Annotated in this window: 13 protein-coding genes and 1 riboswitch; of the genes, 9 read left to right on the top strand and 4 right to left on the bottom strand. The window is 56.2% G+C overall.

Annotation, left to right across the window (positions count from 1 at the left end; translation table 11 throughout):
- Nucleotides 1-265: 265 nt before the first annotated feature.
- The gene (locus VE23_RS17520) at nucleotides 266-589 is read left to right on the top strand and encodes a hypothetical protein (RefSeq protein WP_021878787.1); all 324 of its coding nucleotides are present in this window, start codon (nucleotides 266-268) and stop codon (nucleotides 587-589) included.
- Nucleotides 590-627: 38 nt separating this feature from the next.
- Nucleotides 628-1,023, top strand: coding sequence for a transporter (locus VE23_RS17515; RefSeq protein ID WP_048744951.1), 396 nt, complete (start codon nucleotides 628-630; stop codon nucleotides 1,021-1,023).
- 54 nt (nucleotides 1,024-1,077) lie between these two features.
- On the opposite strand, the gene VE23_RS17510 is transcribed toward VE23_RS17515, so the two are convergent.
- Nucleotides 1,078-1,935, bottom strand: coding sequence for a bifunctional 5,10-methylenetetrahydrofolate dehydrogenase/5,10-methenyltetrahydrofolate cyclohydrolase (locus tag VE23_RS17510; RefSeq protein ID WP_049868681.1), 858 nt, complete (start codon nucleotides 1,933-1,935; stop codon nucleotides 1,078-1,080).
- Nucleotides 1,936-1,998: 63 nt separating this feature from the next.
- Nucleotides 1,999-2,080, bottom strand: a riboswitch (ZMP/ZTP riboswitch).
- Between the two features lie 286 nt (nucleotides 2,081-2,366).
- Between VE23_RS17510 and VE23_RS17505 the strand changes: the two genes are divergently transcribed.
- The 5 genes from VE23_RS17505 to VE23_RS17485 all read left to right on the top strand — a co-directional run bounded on the left by VE23_RS17505 (nucleotide 2,367) and on the right by VE23_RS17485 (nucleotide 9,359).
- Nucleotides 2,367-2,561 (top strand): hypothetical protein, encoded by a 195-nt coding sequence (locus VE23_RS17505; protein ID WP_021879471.1) that lies wholly within the window; start codon nucleotides 2,367-2,369, stop codon nucleotides 2,559-2,561.
- A 138-nt stretch (nucleotides 2,562-2,699) separates the two neighbouring features.
- Nucleotides 2,700-3,614, top strand: coding sequence for a class I SAM-dependent methyltransferase (locus tag VE23_RS17500; protein WP_049869782.1), 915 nt, complete (start codon nucleotides 2,700-2,702; stop codon nucleotides 3,612-3,614).
- 224 nt (nucleotides 3,615-3,838) lie between these two features.
- Nucleotides 3,839-5,740, top strand: coding sequence for an S-layer homology domain-containing protein (locus VE23_RS17495; protein WP_049868680.1), 1,902 nt, complete (start codon nucleotides 3,839-3,841; stop codon nucleotides 5,738-5,740).
- Nucleotides 5,741-6,134: 394 nt separating this feature from the next.
- The gene (locus VE23_RS26005) at nucleotides 6,135-7,547 is read left to right on the top strand and encodes a GNAT family N-acetyltransferase (protein WP_084781567.1); all 1,413 of its coding nucleotides are present in this window, start codon (nucleotides 6,135-6,137) and stop codon (nucleotides 7,545-7,547) included.
- Nucleotides 7,548-7,826: 279 nt separating this feature from the next.
- Nucleotides 7,827-9,359: a carboxypeptidase M32 gene (locus VE23_RS17485; RefSeq protein WP_048749151.1), complete on the top strand. Its 1,533-nt coding sequence runs from the start codon at nucleotides 7,827-7,829 to the stop codon at nucleotides 9,357-9,359.
- Nucleotides 9,360-9,505: 146 nt separating this feature from the next.
- Here VE23_RS17485 and VE23_RS17480 read toward each other — a convergent pair whose 3' ends face one another.
- The 3 genes from VE23_RS17480 to VE23_RS17470 form a co-directional block, all read right to left on the bottom strand.
- Nucleotides 9,506-11,260, bottom strand: a complete 1,755-nt coding sequence (locus VE23_RS17480; RefSeq protein ID WP_049868679.1) for a methyl-accepting chemotaxis protein — start codon at nucleotides 11,258-11,260, stop codon at nucleotides 9,506-9,508.
- Between the two features lie 223 nt (nucleotides 11,261-11,483).
- Nucleotides 11,484-13,082: a hypothetical protein gene (locus VE23_RS17475; protein WP_049868678.1), complete on the bottom strand. Its 1,599-nt coding sequence runs from the start codon at nucleotides 13,080-13,082 to the stop codon at nucleotides 11,484-11,486.
- On the bottom strand, nucleotides 13,066-13,782 hold the full coding sequence (locus VE23_RS17470; protein WP_049868677.1) for an ABC transporter ATP-binding protein: 717 nt from the start codon (nucleotides 13,780-13,782) through the stop codon (nucleotides 13,066-13,068). The genes VE23_RS17475 and VE23_RS17470 overlap by 17 nt, the downstream gene beginning before the upstream one ends.
- Nucleotides 13,783-13,989: 207 nt before the next feature.
- Here VE23_RS17470 and VE23_RS17465 point away from each other — a divergent pair, with 207 nt between their 5' ends.
- Nucleotides 13,990-14,973: a diaminopimelate dehydrogenase gene (locus VE23_RS17465; protein ID WP_049868676.1), complete on the top strand. Its 984-nt coding sequence runs from the start codon at nucleotides 13,990-13,992 to the stop codon at nucleotides 14,971-14,973.
- Nucleotides 14,974-15,299: 326 nt separating this feature from the next.
- Nucleotides 15,300-16,142, top strand: a complete 843-nt coding sequence (locus VE23_RS17460; RefSeq protein ID WP_084781563.1) for an aldo/keto reductase — start codon at nucleotides 15,300-15,302, stop codon at nucleotides 16,140-16,142.
- Nucleotides 16,143-16,389 lie beyond the last annotated feature (247 nt).

The following is a 16,389-nucleotide window of genomic DNA, read 5'->3' as shown; positions in this document are numbered from 1 at the left end:
TACTGTGGCAGCTACTCCCCTTCGGAGTCCGGTTATCTTTTGCGTGTTCGAACAGCTTTTAATGATTGGTCTGTTGTAGTACGGGGATGGGCCCGGATGGTTTCTTTTTTATTCGGAAAATGTCACGGGCCCGGCAAGGCTCGGATCCGCCATCGCCGGAGCAAGCCGAATGGCTGACCGAATGCCGGATTTCCTGTCTGCCCGTAACCTCGCCATAGGCATCTGCATAGGATAACCCAGGTTTAATCAAAGGAGGGTCATCCTCATGAGCTCATCCTATTCCCACACGGAAGCGGCGGCGGCGCCGTTCTACAAATGCGAAGCCCACGTCGACCATACGCTGCGTTCGGTCAAGAGCCATCTGCATCAGCTCTGCTCGCAGCATGCGAATCGGCTCGTCAAGGTGGAGACGATCGACGGAGACGTCTTCGAAGGCTACATCGTCCATTGCCACAAGAGCATCCTTTGCATCCGTCTCTCCAATGAAGGCTGCAGCCGCGCCTTCCTGCCGGGACCGGTCAACCCGTACTACAACAATGTGATTCTGCCGCTTGTGCTGTTCGATCTGCTCGCCATCACCTTGCTGTAGCCTCATGCTGTCGGCATCGTCAGAAAGGAGTTTTGACCATGGGTTTCATGCTTCCTACGCCCCCGGGATTTCCGGGCGGTTTCCCCGGAGGTGCGCCGGGCGGGTTTCCGGGCGGTTCGCCGGGAGGTTTCCCGGGGGGATTCCCGGGCGGTACGCCGGGCGGTGTTCCCGGGGCGGGCGGAGCTCAGCCTCCCTCTTCGCCTCCGCCTCAAGGAGTGCCGCAAAAGCCGCTTGCTTCGGCCTTCGCCGTTGATCCCGGCGCCATCTCGGGCTGCTCCTTCCGCTTCACGTACATCTGGCCCCGGTTCGGGCCCGGATTCTGGTTCTACCCCGTTTTTGTCGGCCGCACATCCGTCGCAGGCTTCCGCTGGACCGGGTTCAGCTGGGCGTTCTCCGGCCTGGATCTGCAGAGCGTCGAGTCCTTCACCTGTTAATGAGGAAGAAAAAAAGGACTGCCGAGCGAAACTCGGCAGTCCTTTTTTCCATTCCTACAGCTTGCCCTCAACGGTCGATTTCTCCGCCGCATCCACCGTATGCTTGAGCAGCATCGCAATCGTAACCGGACCTACGCCCGCGGGAACCGGGGTAATCGCGCTCGCCTTGACGGCGCAGGCCTCGTAGTCGGCATCGCCGACATTCCCTTCGTTGTAGCCGGCATCGAGAATGACGGCGCCTTCCTTGATCCATTCTCCCTGAATGAACTTCGGCTTGCCGACGGCCGCCACGACGATATCTCCAAGCGCTACGATCTCGTTCAGCCGCTGCGTCTTGGAATGGCAGACGGTCACGGTCGCGTTGCGGTTCAGGAGCATGAGCGACACCGGCTTGCCAAGAATCGGGCTGCGTCCGACGACGACGGCATGCCTGCCCTCGATCGGAAGGCCGTAATAGTCGAGAATGGCGACGACAGCGGCAGGCGTGCAGGATGGGTAGGCTGCGTAGCCGAAGGCGTTTTGCGCAAAGCCGAGCGCCGTGACCCCGTCCACATCCTTGGCGATCGCGATGGCCTCGAACGCCTCTCTCTCGTCGATCTGCTCCGGTACGGGATGCTGCAGCAGGATGCCATGAACGGCAGGATCCTCGTTCAGTCCGCGGATTACGTCCACCAGCTCGCCTGTCGTCGTTCCCGAATCGAGATGGATCCTCTTGGACTCCATGCCGAGCTTGCGGCAGGCATTGCCTTTCATGCGGACGTACGTCTCCGAAGCCGGATCATCCCCCACCAGAATCGTAACCAGGCACGGCACGACTCCCTTTGCGGCAAGCGCCTCGACTCTTCTGGCCAACTGCTCCTTGATTTCCCCGGCCACTCGGGCCCCATCCAATATCAGCGTTTGCTCCGGCATTTCTGCAGCTCTCCTTTTTTTTGTCCGCTTAAAAACGCAAAGAGGCAAGGGGTATCCCCCCCTTACCTCTGCCCAGGCGTACGGCTGCTGTATCCATGCGCTCCCTCATGGTTGGACCCATGCTCCGCCAGTCACGCACAGTCGGAATTTACTTTTGATGATACTGAAATCAGGAAGGATTGTAAATGCATTTTCTGCGGCCGGCCGGATCGGCACCCCCATTCAAGCTTCATTACAGGTAGCGGCTCTAAGATAACGGCAACAACCCCTTGAAGGAGTGATCGGCCATGTTCTTCCGGCGCAAAAGATGACGACCAGACGATAAGCATCCGGAAAGTCCAGACCGGCTCAGGCTCCGATGCCGTCACTTACTTCGTCGCCGACGTGAAATTACGGGCACCGCGAACGTCCTGACCGCCCTGGCCAACCGCATGGTTTTCACTCACGGCAAAAAGCCGCGAACAAAATCGCTGCCCCGGTACTTCTCGCTCGTCCTGCTGAACTACGGCATGATGCTCCTGTTCCACTCCGGCATCGGCATTCCGCTCGTCGCCGCCAAGCTGATGACGGAAGCTTCCTTGTTCCTGATCAGCTATCGGGCGCAGCGAAGATTTGTGTATGACTGAATGGTAGAAATCGCCCAAAATGTGACGAAACAGTGAAATATGCAAAAATGAACTTTATATTATAACATAAATTTACAATAAAGTCAAGTGTTGTTTCTTCACTCCCCCCAATGATACAACGGAATCGAGGTGATGATCATGGAATCAAAAAGCTTGACCGCACTTGTCAGCGCGTTCTCGCGCGCCTACCACGCCGAGCACAATCCGGTCAAAATCTTCGACGACCGGATCGCCAGGCAGCTGCTGACCGATGAAGAGTACGACAGCATCTCCGCCAACATGTCGCGGGCGATCGCGTTTTTCCAGCCCGGGTTCTCGGGGACGCAGGAGCAGGCCCTCCGCCAGGTTGTCGACCGTCAGCTTTCGCCCACTCCGCTCGGCCGGGCGGCATTTGCCGAGCGGGCGCTGGCTGCGGCCGCCGCGCTTGGAGCCAGGCAGTACCTGATCTTCGCCGCAGGCTACGATACGTTCGCCTATCGCCAGCCGGAATGGGCCTCCCAGCTCGACATCTTCGAGATCGACCATCCCGTTACCGCCGCCGACAAACAGGCCCGCTTATCCGGCATGCGCATGGACCCGCCTCCCAATCTTTATTTCATCTCCGCCGACCTTCGCGAGCCGGACTGGCAGAGGCATGTGCTGGCCAGCCCCGGGTTCAATCCCGATCGGGTCAGCTTCTGCAGCCTGCTCGGCATCAGCTATTACCTCGCCAAAGAGGATTTCCGGCAGCTGTTGTCCGGCATCGTTTCCCTGCTTCCGGCCGGCAGCGGCATCGTCTTCGATTATCCGGATGAGCAGACCTTCACTCCTCAGGCAGGCGAGCGGGCGCAGAAGCAGCTCATGATGGTCGCGCGTGCGGGCGAGCCGATGCAGGCAGGCTACTCCTGCTCCGAGCTGGAGCGGATGCTCGAAGAGATGGACTTGCGGATTGATCAGCATCTGAATCCGGAGGAAATTACCAAGCTGCTGTTTCACGCCTATAATGAGAGCCAGCCCGAGCACCCGATCGAGGCCTTCGATCATGTGAACTATTGCTTGGCGGTCAAAAGGTAGCCGGAAGAGAGCCCGTCTCTATCCTGCCCTTCCTTGTGCCCGGGAACAACCGGCATTCATGCCCTGCTTTGAAACCGACAGCCCGCTGCCCTCTTCAGGCTGGCGGTTTCTATCTTCGCGCAATCGCATTCCACTGGGCTTGCGGTCTACCGATTCTCTCCTTTGCCGCCGATAACGAGGTGAAGGGCATGAGATGAAGTAGAGAAAGAAGAGGGTGGGAACAAATGAATCGCAATCAAACCGCTTTGAAACCTCGCGAATGGATGCCGAGGACGACGGCCGCCTTCTGCGCAGGCGCCCTTGCCGCAGGCATGCTGGCCGTGTGGCCCCAGACAGCCGAAGCCGCAGACAGCATAGGGAAAACAACCGCTGCGAGAACGAAGGAAGAGATCGTCGAGAAATGGATGCAGAGCTACCTGCCCATGAAGAGGTCCTTTGCCTATATGAGCGGGAACGACATTTACGAGCAATTGCCGAGTCTGACAGCTCCTTTCCAGGAAGGCAAATTAAAAGCCGAGTATATTGAAGACGGCGTGCGGGCGACGAACTTCGTCCGGTATTTGGCCGGAGTCCCCGATGACGTGCAGCCGGACTGGAGCCTGCACCGGCAGCAGCAGAGCGCATCGCTGATCAATGTGCTGAACGATCGGCTCAGCCATTCTCCGACCAAGCCGGCTGGAATGGAGGAGGAGGCTTACAAGCTGGGCTACGCCGGAGCGGGCAGCAGCAACCTGTATATGGGCAGCCCGACGCTGTACAGCAGCGTCCTCGGCTACATGTCGGACAGCGATCCAAGCAACATCGACCGGGTCGGCCACCGCAGATGGATTCTGAATCCGGCGATGACCCGGACGATGTTCGGCTATGTCCGAGCAGCCGAGACGGGCGGTTACGGGTCGCCGTACTCCTCCATGTACGTTTTTGACAAAGGAAGGACCGCTGGCAGCGTCGAGTACGATTACATCGGCTGGCCGGCCGCCGGGTATTTCCCGTCCGAAGCCTTCTCGCCATCGGATGCCTGGTCGGTATCGCTGAATACGGACCGGTACGACAAAAACAACACGGATTCCATCACCGTAACGGTGACCCGCCAAAGCGACGGCAGGCAATGGACGCTGGACAAATCGGATACGGACAAATCCGGCGAATACTTCCGTGTCGACAAAGGCGGTTATGGCGGCATTCCGGTCTGCATTATTTTCCGTCCGGGCGGAATCTCGGATATCAAGGAAGATGACCGCTTCCACGTGCGCATAGACGGCATCCGCTCCAAAGCCGGCGCGGAAACGTCGATCGAGTACGATACGGTCTTCTTCCGCATGACGGAAATGAAACGGTTCGGCAGCGACGCGATCGCGATAACACCGGGCGAGAGCGTGCCGCTGCGCCTCTACTCCACGGGCGAAGGCGCGGTGGCAGGCCGAATGGCGGGACAGCTGGAATCAAGCGATCCTTCCATTGCATCGGTGGATTCCTCCGGCGTCTTGCGAGGCGTGAAGGCGGGCGCCGCTTATATCCGCTACAGCAACTATTTGGGCCAGGAGAACTCGCTCTACGTCACCGTGCGACCGGCAGCGCCGGGCGATGCCCCGAGCGGCTGGGCGAAGGAAGCCTATGCGAAGGCGAAGGGCGCCGGTCTCATCCCCTATTCCCTGGACACGCAGTACCAGACGCCGATCCGCCGCATTGATTTCGTGCGCATGCTCGTCGGGGTTTATGAAAACACCACGGGAAGCAGTCTTCCGGCAGACCGGAAGCCGTTTCAGGATACGAGCGACTCCAACGTCTCCAAGGCGGTGTCTGCCGGACTGATCAGCGGCGTCTCCCCGACCGAGTTCGCTCCCTTGGCGAAGATTACCCGCCAGGAGGCCGCGGCCCTGCTGACCCGGCTGGAGAGCAAGCTGGCAAACGTTGCCGGAAAGCCGCCGGGTTCCGCCGCACCAACCGGCCCGTTCGCAGATGACGAGGCGATCGCCTCGTGGGCGAAGGCGGACGTATACCGCTCCGTCGGTCTCGGCCTGATGCAGGGCGTCGGCCAGAACCGCTTCAACCCGATGGGCAATTTGACGGTGGAGCAGTCGATTCAAATTTTCCAGAGAACGTTCGAACGATTCGTGAGAGACTAGGCCCGCTGCCCGGGCTCCAGGCTCCGGATCCTGCATGAAAGCGCTAAGGGACACCTCGCGAGGTGTCCCTTTCGACGTGAACGGAAAGCCCCTGACGGCTCTTCCCCGGCCTCGGCTTCAAGGCAAGCCGCCGTTTCAAGGGGACGACAGCCGCCCCCCGGCTCGCTTCGTATAAATCTTTTTAGTCTAAATTACCCCTTGATCCTACTGAAACTATATTCAACCATATTTCACGAGGGATAGATTTAATCCGCTCTAAATTTACACCTTAAATCCCTACTGCGACCTTGAGGAGTGATGGTGGTTGAAAACGAACGAACATGCAAATCAACCTGTGAGAGGCCGCTATTGGTAACCCTTGCACCTCTCATTAGGCCATGGGAGGCAACCGGAAATGATGTCGCTAAAAAACATGGTACGGGGAACGGAAACCGATTCCGCGGCCAAACAACTGATTTCATGTTGGGAGCATGATGCCGGCACGCTGACGTTTTGGAGAGCAAGCAGCAATTTTGTCTACTTGTCGGAAAGAAACGGCGTTCGGCAATTTCTACGTTATGTCCATGAAGAGGACAACCGTCTCGAGAATATTCAGGCAGAGCTTGATTTCATCCTGTATCTGATATCGTCCGGCTATCCGGCTGCCGCTCCTGTCCTATCCCGATACGGCAACTGGATCGAAACGATCCAAACGGCAGATGGATCGTACTTCGGCGTTGTATTTGAACAAGCCAAGGGAAACCCTATTCCGCTGGATCTCATGACGGATCGGCATGCCGAAGAGTGGGGAAGATCGCTTGCTTCGCTGCATCTTTTATCCGAGTCTTATTCGGCTGTGCCGTCATCCCGACCAAGCTGGATGGACGCCCTAACCTTCATCGCCTCCGTATTGCAGCGGCATCCCTCGGAGGAAACGGCTCGGCACGAGCTTGAACGCATCCGTCAACAGCTCTCCAAGCTTCCGACTGACGAGAGACATATGGGCCTGATTCATTATGACTTCGAAACGGACAATATTTTTTATGACGAGGAGCAATCCCGCTATTCCGCCATCGATTTTGACGATGCCATGATCCACTGGTACGGAATGGATGCAGCATCCGCCCTGAGGGATCTGGCGGAGCAAGAGGATGCCGGCGCCCAGCGGAAAATCGAGCACTTTCTAACCGGATATCGGTCGATTAAGCCGTTGGATGAACGCTGCGTGCAGAAGTTTCCTCTTTTTCAGAGGTTTGCAGACCTGTATGCGTTCGCACGTCTCCTCCGCAGCGTGGAGAATATGGATATCCATCGGTCGCCCGAGTGGGCTCTTCAGCTTCGGATCAAGCTCTTGAAGGCGTGCGATCGGCTGCGGGAACGCTTGAGGCCGACCGTAGAACTGCGACCCATCGATTCAACTAACTGGCACGCTTGCACCCGGCTTGAAGTCACGGACGAGCAGAAGGACGTATTTCCTGTACCTGCGGTCTATTGGCTCGCTGAGTCCGCCTATTGCGGGTTCACCCCTCTCGCGATGTACACGGATGAACAACTCGCGGGATTCGCGGTGTACGCTGTCGATCCGGCTGACGGAAGCTGCTGGATCATGGCTTTTATGCTGGATCGCAAGTTCCAAGGAAGAGGGCTTGGACGCTCCGGGATGAAAGAGCTTATGCGTTATATCGAGGACAAGCAATGGGGCGGCACGATCAAGCTCGGCCATCGGTGCGACAACATGCGGGCATCACGCCTATATGCTTCTCTCGGCTTTGCGGAGATTAGCCGGGATGAGCGCGAAGTGGTGCGGGAATGGAGATTCCAGCCCTGATCTTTCCGTGAAGGGGAAGCCTACGGTTGCCTGGCGAAGGGCAGCGGCCTCATTTCGCTGCTCAAGAGCAAACAAGGCGAGTGGAAAGTGGCGACGATTGATTAACGAGGAAGACATCAAGAACCCGAGCCGGACGCGGGTTCTTGATGCTGGATTCGGATTCGGATTCCGATTCCTAAATTTACTTGATGACAGGAAAAAAAAAGTGATTAAATAAAATAGACTGACCAGTCTTTTTTGCGGGGAAACAACAATCGTTTCTAATGGGAGGCTTTTGGCATGGAACTGAAATCCCTCGATCCCAACATTCGGACAGCTGTCGAACAGTACAAAGCATTGGAAGAAAAGATCGCTCATCTAAGCATGATTTCGAGTCTGGTCGGATGGGACCAGAAGGTAACTGCTCCCAAGAAAGGGAGAGACTTGTTCGCCAAAGCGATCGGGACCTTCCGAACGGAGCAGTTCAAATTATCCGTATCGGAGGAGATGGGCTCTCTGCTCCGCCTCCTGTCCGCTCCCGAGGTACAGGCCGACCTGGACGAAATTACGCAGGCGCAGCTTCGGGAACGCACCGCAGAATATGAGCGCTTCAAGAAAATTCCCGAAGACATGTACCGCGATTATGTCGTCCTCACCTCCAAAGCCAACCATGCATGGGAAGAAGCCAGAGAGAGAAGCGACTTTTCCCTCTTCCAGCCTTATTTGGAGAAGATCGTGGACTTCAACCGCAAGATGGCTGAGATTTTCGGCTATGATCAGCATCCTTATGATGCGCTTCTGCATGAATTCGAGCCGGGTTTAAGCGTGGCGGTACTGGATCCGTTGTTCGCCAAGCTGAGGGAGAGCAGCGTGGGCTTGCTGGAGAGGATCAACCGCTCCGGCAACAAGCCTTCGACAGCCGTCTTCGAGCAAGCATTCGAGGTGGACCAGCAGAAAAAATTCAACCACTACTTCCTTCCGATCCTCGGCTTCGACATGAACGCGGGACGGCTGGACGAGACGGTGCATCCGTTCGCCCAGTCCATGAACACCGGGGATGTCCGGATTACGACCCGATATCTCCAGAATAATGTGCGATCTGCGGTATTCGGGACGATCCACGAGGCAGGACATGGCATTTATGAGCAGAACATCGATCCGCGTTTCGAAGAAACCGTCCTATCCAGCGGAGCATCCTTCGGCATCCACGAGTCCCAGTCCCGCTTCCTGGAAAATATGATCGGCCGCAGCGAGCCGTTCTGGACGTACTTCTATCCCAAGCTCCAGGAGCACTTCCCGAAGCAGCTGGAAGGCGTCAGCCAGCATGACTTCTACCGGGCGATCAACAGCGTGCAGCCGACGATGATCCGGGTGGAAGCGGATGAGCTGACGTACAACCTTCATATCATGATCCGGTATGAGATCGAGAAGGCGCTGATCAATGGAGACATCGAGGTGGCGGAGCTGCCGGCGATCTGGAACGAGAAGATGCAGGAATACCTCGGCATTACGCCTGCCAATGATACGGAGGGCGTCCTGCAGGATGTCCACTGGTCCTTCGGCGGCTTCGGCTATTTCCCTTCCTACTCCCTCGGGAACCTGTACGCAGCCCAGCTGCTGAACACGATTCTGCGCGAGAAGCCCGACTTCTATGCCGACATCGAAGCCGGCCGCTTCGAAGGCATCCAGGAATGGCTGAAGGATAAAATTCATCGTCACGGCAAGCTCTACACGCCGGAGCAGCTGATCCGCCAGGTCACCGGCGAGGATCTGAAGGCCGACTATCTGGTGGACTACCTGGAAGAGAAGTACAGCCGCATCTACGGTCTCTAGCTCAGGCGCAAGACAGGCAGCGGCATATCGCTTCAACAAGGAAAGATGGAGGATCCATGAGGGATCCTCCATCTTTCTTTGTCAGGTCCGCATTAAAAAACAGAGCCGAGGTGATTGTTCCCCCAGGCTCTGCATGTCTGATCCGGTTATAAATTGAACCTTTCTACAGCCGCTTCCAGAGTGGAGCTCCTTTTCTTCAACAGCTCCGTCGTATCGGTGATCCGCTTTGCCGCCTCCAGCTGATTCGTCGACATCCGTTGGATCGAGGCCGCGTTCTCCGCCGTTGCCGCTGTAATCCGGGCGATCTGCTCTACCGATGCGGCTGCCTCCTCGGAGCCCGCCAGCACCTCTTCCGCAGCGGCTGAAATCTCCTGAATATGGCTGTTCACGAAATGGAACCGATCCACCGTATCGACAAACAGCGCCTCCACCTGGCTGGAAAGCTCTGTCCCTCTGACCATTTCCTCGGCTTCCTCCGCCATCCTCTCGCCGATCAGAGCCGACTCCTGCTGGATTTGCTGCAGGAGCGAGGTAATCTGCGTCACGGACACGGAAGACGACTCCGCAAGCTTCCGGACTTCGCCGGCCACGACCGCAAAGCCCGCTCCATGCTCTCCCGCCCTCGCAGCCTCGATGGAGGCGTTCAGAGCCAATAGCTTGGTCTGTTCGGCGATGGCCGTTATCGCGTAGAGCACGGGTTCTATCTCATGCATGTACCTGTTCAGCACCTGCACGGAATTCGTCGTCTGCTCCGCCACATCGGAGATGGATGCGACCTGCTCTCTCAGCCAGAGAATCGAGCTTCTGCCCTGCTCCGCTGTTTCCAGCGCTCCCATGGAAGCGATCGACACGCTGGATGAAGCTTCCGACACCCGTTGGATGGCCTGGGTAATCTCCTCCATCGATTTTGCGCTTTCCTCCGCCCCGGAACGCTGATGCTCCGCTCCCTCGGCCATGTCCGCAATCGATTGTCCGAGCTGCACGTTCAAAGCCACCATTCCGTCCGCTTCCGTCCGGAACTGATCCGTGGAATGGACGAGGTCATGCGTGGTCATCTTCACATCGCGGACGACATCCCCGAGCGTGACGCCCAATCTCTCGGTCATCTTCATCATGGCCGAATAAGCTTGTCCGATCTCGTCCTTCGAGCTTGCCCGCCGAATATCCAGATGGCTTTTCGCCTCCGCGAGATCCCCCCGGGCCATCGCTTCCGCACCTTTAACGATCATTCCCAAGGGCCGCAATGCCCGGGACATGAACAGCGCGATGAGCAGAAACACAGCCAACGTCAGAATTCCCATCAGGGCGAACACAGGCATGCTTTTATGCATGACTTCCCGATAGATCGTATTGGACACCGACACATTCGTATCGATTCCAATCGCGCCGATAACCGTTCCCGCCGAATCGAGAAGCGGTGCATAAGAGGAAATGTAATCGCCGTACTCCGTATTCTCGATGATGCCGGTTTTGGCTGTCTGTCCCTTCAGGATCGCTTCAACCGCTTCCTTGGGCACATCGGTTACTTCGCCGATCGGCGAAGCCGAGTCCGATCCCTTCGGCTGACCGTCGATGACAATGAGGGGCTGCCCTTTATCGTCGATTCTCACCGTATAGACGTACTGCGCCCCGATCTGCAGCCGGTAGCGGTTCAATTCCTCGCGAAGGCTCCAATAGAGATCATTCTCCCCGGCATCCTTCAGGTACGTTTCATAGGATTTCAAATCGAATTGCCCCGCATAAGCCTCCGCTGTGTGCATGCTGAAGCTGCCTATCGCTTCTTCGCTTGCCTTCTTGGTGCTGAGTATCTGCAGGTAGATCAAGGCGGAGGACAGGATGACGAGGGTCGACAAAATCATGATCGACAGCTTGAATACCAGGCGGCTTCTAAATCTAAACATGCAGTCCATGCTCCCTTTGATATCGTTTGCGAAATCGGTCCTGTTTCCAGAGGTCCCCCGGAAATGAAGGGATCATCCTTATATCGGAATCAGCCGAGGGCATGTTTAGAATAGAGGGCATAAATGAATGCCGAGGAATCATGTCCCCCGCTTGGACTCCCAAACTCATCTAAAAGCGGGCGAACTCTCCCCCCTATGGGGAAGCACATGGCCGCTCTCTCCTTCACTTCACGCGGAAAGTGCGTTGGCCGCTGCGGCGGATGATCAGCAGCGCGGCAGCCAGATACACCAGCGCCAAGCCTGCCGCCAAGGAGGCGAATGTTCCCGCTGCCGGCTTAAGCACGATGCAGGCTCCTCCCAGCATGGAAATGAACAAGCTGAAGATGAAGTACAGCGGATTTTTCACATTGAGCTCCGTAGAGTAGGGCTGGAAGAAGTAGTACATGAACAGATGATGGACGGAATAGAAGAGCGACAGGAACAAGACGGATATCCACAACAGCACAATCTCCATCCCCAGCCAATCGTTGCCCGCTGCGGCTTGCAGGATGGCAAGGACCGTTCCGAGAGCCGCGGCGATCAGCAGGTTGAAGGCTGCGATCCGGACAAGGCGAAGGCGAAAATGCTGGCTCGCGGCCGACCGGTAGAAGCTGTGCCGCATCAGGCTGAGGTCGCAGTGGTAAAACATGGCCTTGCACATTTTTTCTCCGACCGCGATGAAGTTGAAGCCCAGCAAAAGATACGGGTATACCATCGCCAGCTCCAGCCCGAGCCCGTCGAGCTGCTCGCGAAATGCCAGCGCGGCTGCGGCCAGCAAGGCTCCCCCCGCTCCAATGATGATCAGGCGCATTTTGACTGGGGCTACGAGCAGGCTGCGATGGCGGGCAAAAAAGATCGCATTCAAATAGCGGTAGCCTTCCAGTCCTTCCAGCTTGCTTCTTGATTGCAGGGTATAGTCGCTGTCCTTTGATTGGACGCTTGTCTTCTGCGCCTCCGACATCATGCGTCCGACGTCCAGCAGCGGGTCATCCCGCTTGGCGGCGGCATCGACCGTCCTTCTGTACTGCTTGTAGCGCCACAGCCGGACGGCCGCAAGCAAGCCGGCCGCCGCCATTACAAGCTGAATGGGCCGGCTGAGCATCCAGGCTCCGGCTGCGGGTACGGCATCGCTCAGGAGCGGCGCATATGCAGCCGCGAACGAGAGGCAGATGACGATCCAGACCAGCCCGACTTTCTTGATCAGGATGATTCCCTTGCGGTCATACAGCAACAGATGAAGATATTCCATGAAAATCCGCCACAGGGTCAGCGCCGCTGCGAGCAGGATGGCATCCAGCGCGCCAGCCCCTAGCGCCAGAGCGAAAATGATCAGGACCGGCACATAAAAAACAAAATAAGCCGCATAGCGGTATGCCAGTGCTGCCTTCATGTATCGGGCCGGAGACAGCCTCATCAGCTTGACCGCGACGTACTTCTCCCGCTTGGGCTCCAGAATGGTCGCTGCGCTGACGCCCGCCGCGACAAAGCTGGTCAGGAAAAACAGATGAAGAAACAGCGTCCACCGCTCATCCCCGGATAGATCCGGCACGGCCGACACCGGCAAATAGAGAAATAGTCCGACAAACGCCAGCTTGCCGGCAAAGTTCCCGAGCAGGCTGAGGAGGAATGCCGCTGCCGACAAGATTTTCTTCGCGCCCAGCTTGGCGTAGAGCCTGTCTGGAATCCGCTTGCCGACAAGCGGCAGCTTCTGAAGGTAGTAGACGACTACATTCGCCATGGACGAGGTGCGGATCGCGATCAGGGTGCTAAGCGTTTTCTGCATGGCTCTCGTCCTTCAGCAGATCGATGACGCTCTGCTCGAACTCCGGGCTGCGCAGCAGATCGGCAGGCACGGAGGACAGCCTGCCCTTGCTCAGAACGACCAGCTCGTCGCATAGATCGGAGGCGAGCTGCAGGATATGCGTGGAGAAGATGAGAATATGGTCCCTTTTCATTTCCCGCAGCATGGTTTTCATTTCCAGCGCCACGATGACGTCGAAGGAAGTAAGAGGCTCATCCAGCAGGATGACCAGCGGCTTGGTGATGAGGAACAGCAGCATCTGGAGCTTGTTCTTCATGCCGTGGGAATAACCTTTGATCAGCTTATGCCGATCCTCCTCGGTCATGCTCATCATGTCAAAGTATTCATCAATGGTCCGGTCCATCTGCAGCCTGCCCCGGTTGATGTCCATGAAAAACCGGACAAACTCGTAGCCGGTCAGGAACTCGGGCAGGATGGGCAGCGAATAGACGTAGCCGACGTCCTGCTCCTCCAGCTCCCGTGCCTGACGGTCTTCCTCCAGAAGCACTTTCCCTGCGTCCATCCCCATTTCTCCGCTCAAGCAGTTGAACAGCGTTGTTTTGCCCGCGCCGTTGCGTCCGAGCAGGCCGTAGATTTTCCCTTTCTCAAACGTATAGGACGCTCCCTGGAGCACCTTTTTGCCGTCGAATTCCTTGACGACTCCATCGATCCGCAATCGCATTCGCAGTCCCTCCATCTTTGCCAAAAAACGGATTTTTGTGTTAGCCGTACTATACGGACCAACCGCGGAGAGGTCTCAAAATGGGAACGGGACGGATTTGGAGGACTTCGCCCGAATCCTCTTTTTTCATCAACTAATTTACACTTCATGTAACCTCTATATATACTGGATGGATATACATAATGAACCCAATGGGGAGGGATTTTGGTGCAAAAGACAATCCAAATAGGCATCGTAGGTTACGGAAACCTCGGAAAAGGCGTGGAGAAAGCGATCGCTCAAAATCCGGACATGGAGCTTGCGGCTATTTTTACCCGCAGACAGCCTGATGAAATGATCGGCGGAGAAGGCGTCCGCTTCGAACCTATTTCGGCCGTAGAGCAATACAAGGGCATTATCGATGTCATGATTCTATGCGGGGGCTCCGCCACCGACCTGCCTGAGCAGACTCCCGCGATTGCGGGTATGTTCAACACCGTCGACAGCTTCGATACCCATGCCAAAATTCCGGAATTCTTTGAAAAGGTCCATGCCGTTGCCTCGCAGTCAGGCACGCTCAGCATTATCTCGACAGGCTGGGATCCGGGTCTATTCTCGCTCAATCGTCTCCTGGCGGAAGCCATTCTTCCCCAAGGCCAAGAGTACACGTTCTGGGGCAAAGGCGTCAGCCAAGGCCACTCCGATGCCATTCGCCGGATACCTGGCGTCAAGGCGGGAGTTCAATATACCGTGCCGGTTCAAGAAGTCATCGACCAGATTCGTTCGGGTCAAACGCCGGAGCTCGCGACGCGGGACAAGCATGTAAGGGAATGTTTTGTCGTTGCGGAGGAAGGCGCGGATAAAGAGGCGATTGCCGAGACGATCGTCACCATGCCGAACTACTTCTCCGACTACGATACGACCGTAACCTTCATTACCGAAGAACAGCTGCAAGCGGAGCATCAAGGCATGCCGCATGGCGGTTTTGTCATCCGCAGCGGTGTGACCGGTACCGGAACGAAGCAGATTATGGAGTTCGGCCTGAAGCTCGAAAGCAATCCGGAATTCACGGCAAGCGTTCTGGTCGCATGCGCGAGAGCGGGGCATCGTTTGAGCCAAGAGGGAAATAAGGGGGCGAAAACCCTGTTCGACCTTCCGATCGGCTATTTGTCGCCGAAGTCGGCCGAGCAGCTGCGGTGCGAGCTTCTGTAGCCGTTTCCTCCGATATAAAAAACGGCATTGCCGGGCAACTTTGCCCTGGCAGTGCCGTTTTTTCTTTTCACAGACTACGCCTATTCGCTAGATGATTCTCATATTGCTCGATTGAATCTGCAAATGGATCTTTCCCATACAGCGCATTCAAATGATCGATGAGCTCGATTCCCCAATCATTCATAGCCTTCAATAAAGGCGTCAGGCGCATTTACTTGGATATACGTGTGGGAGACCACTGCAAAAATCGCCCCGTCCTATTCTCTATGGAGAATAGGACGGGGCGTTGAGGGAAAGATATTGTAAAAAAAATAGGGGGTGGGCGCATGGTAACCCTTCCGGATGGGACATCTTTGCCCCGAATCGGTCAAGGCACGTGGTATATGGGGGATGAACCGTCCAAGAAAAATGAAGAGCTGCGCACGTTAAGACGCGGTGTGGAGCTTGGATTGAACCTGATCGATTCGGCTGAAATGTATGGCGACGGCAGATCCGAGTCCTTGGTTGGAGAAGCGATCGAAGGAATACGAGATCAAGTGTTTTTGGTATCCAAAGTGTACCCGCACAACGCGGGACTGAATCGCATCGCCGTCAGCTGCGAACAAAGCTTGAAGCGGTTAAGGACGGACCGCCTCGACCTTTATCTTCTTCACTGGAGAGGAAGCATTCCTCTAAGCGAAACGGTAGAAGCGATGGAGAAGTTGGTCGAAGCGGGAAAAATTTTGCGATGGGGCGTCTCGAACCTGGACACGGAAGATATGAAAGAACTGTTCGAAGCGGCGCGAGGGACGCATTGCATGGTTGATCAGGTGCTGTATCATCTCGGTTCCCGCGGCGTAGAATACGACTTGCTTCCTTGGTTGAGAGAGCGAAAAATCCCGACGATGGCCTATAGTCCGCTCGCCCAGGCGGGCTCTTTACGAAAAGGGTTGATTGAGCATCCAGCGGTCAAGGAGATTGCCGAACGACATGGCTTAACGCCGCTTCAGATTCTCTTGGCTTGGTGCATTAGAAGCGGTGACGTGATTGCCATTCCCAAGGCGTCGACAGCAGCGCATGTCGAAGAGAATGCTGAGGCGGAACGTATTAAGCTTACCGAGGAAGACTTGAGGATGTTGGATGAGGCTTTCCCCAAACCGACTAGCAAGGTTCAGCTCGACATTATTTAACAAAGCCTTCAAAGTTCCCGCAGGTTAGACTTGTTTGATCCGAACTTGAGCATGATTAGTACCTCAATAGAGAATTCCTCGATTTAATGTTGATTTTCGCATGATATTGTTGTTACTGCTAATACATAATGACCACCGGTCGTGTTGTCTTGCCGGTGACGGCCAAGCTGTCCAGACTAGGGTATGAAGAAAGGGAGAATCAAGATAAGTTCAAAAAATACTTATATGATAAAAAATAAATGTGACC

This window comes from Paenibacillus sp. D9, assembly GCF_001188365.1.
In the GTDB taxonomy this organism is placed as follows: Bacteria; Bacillota; Bacilli; order Paenibacillales; family Paenibacillaceae; genus Paenibacillus_O; species Paenibacillus_O humicus.
This window is presented reverse-complemented; position numbering and strand designations above follow the sequence as displayed.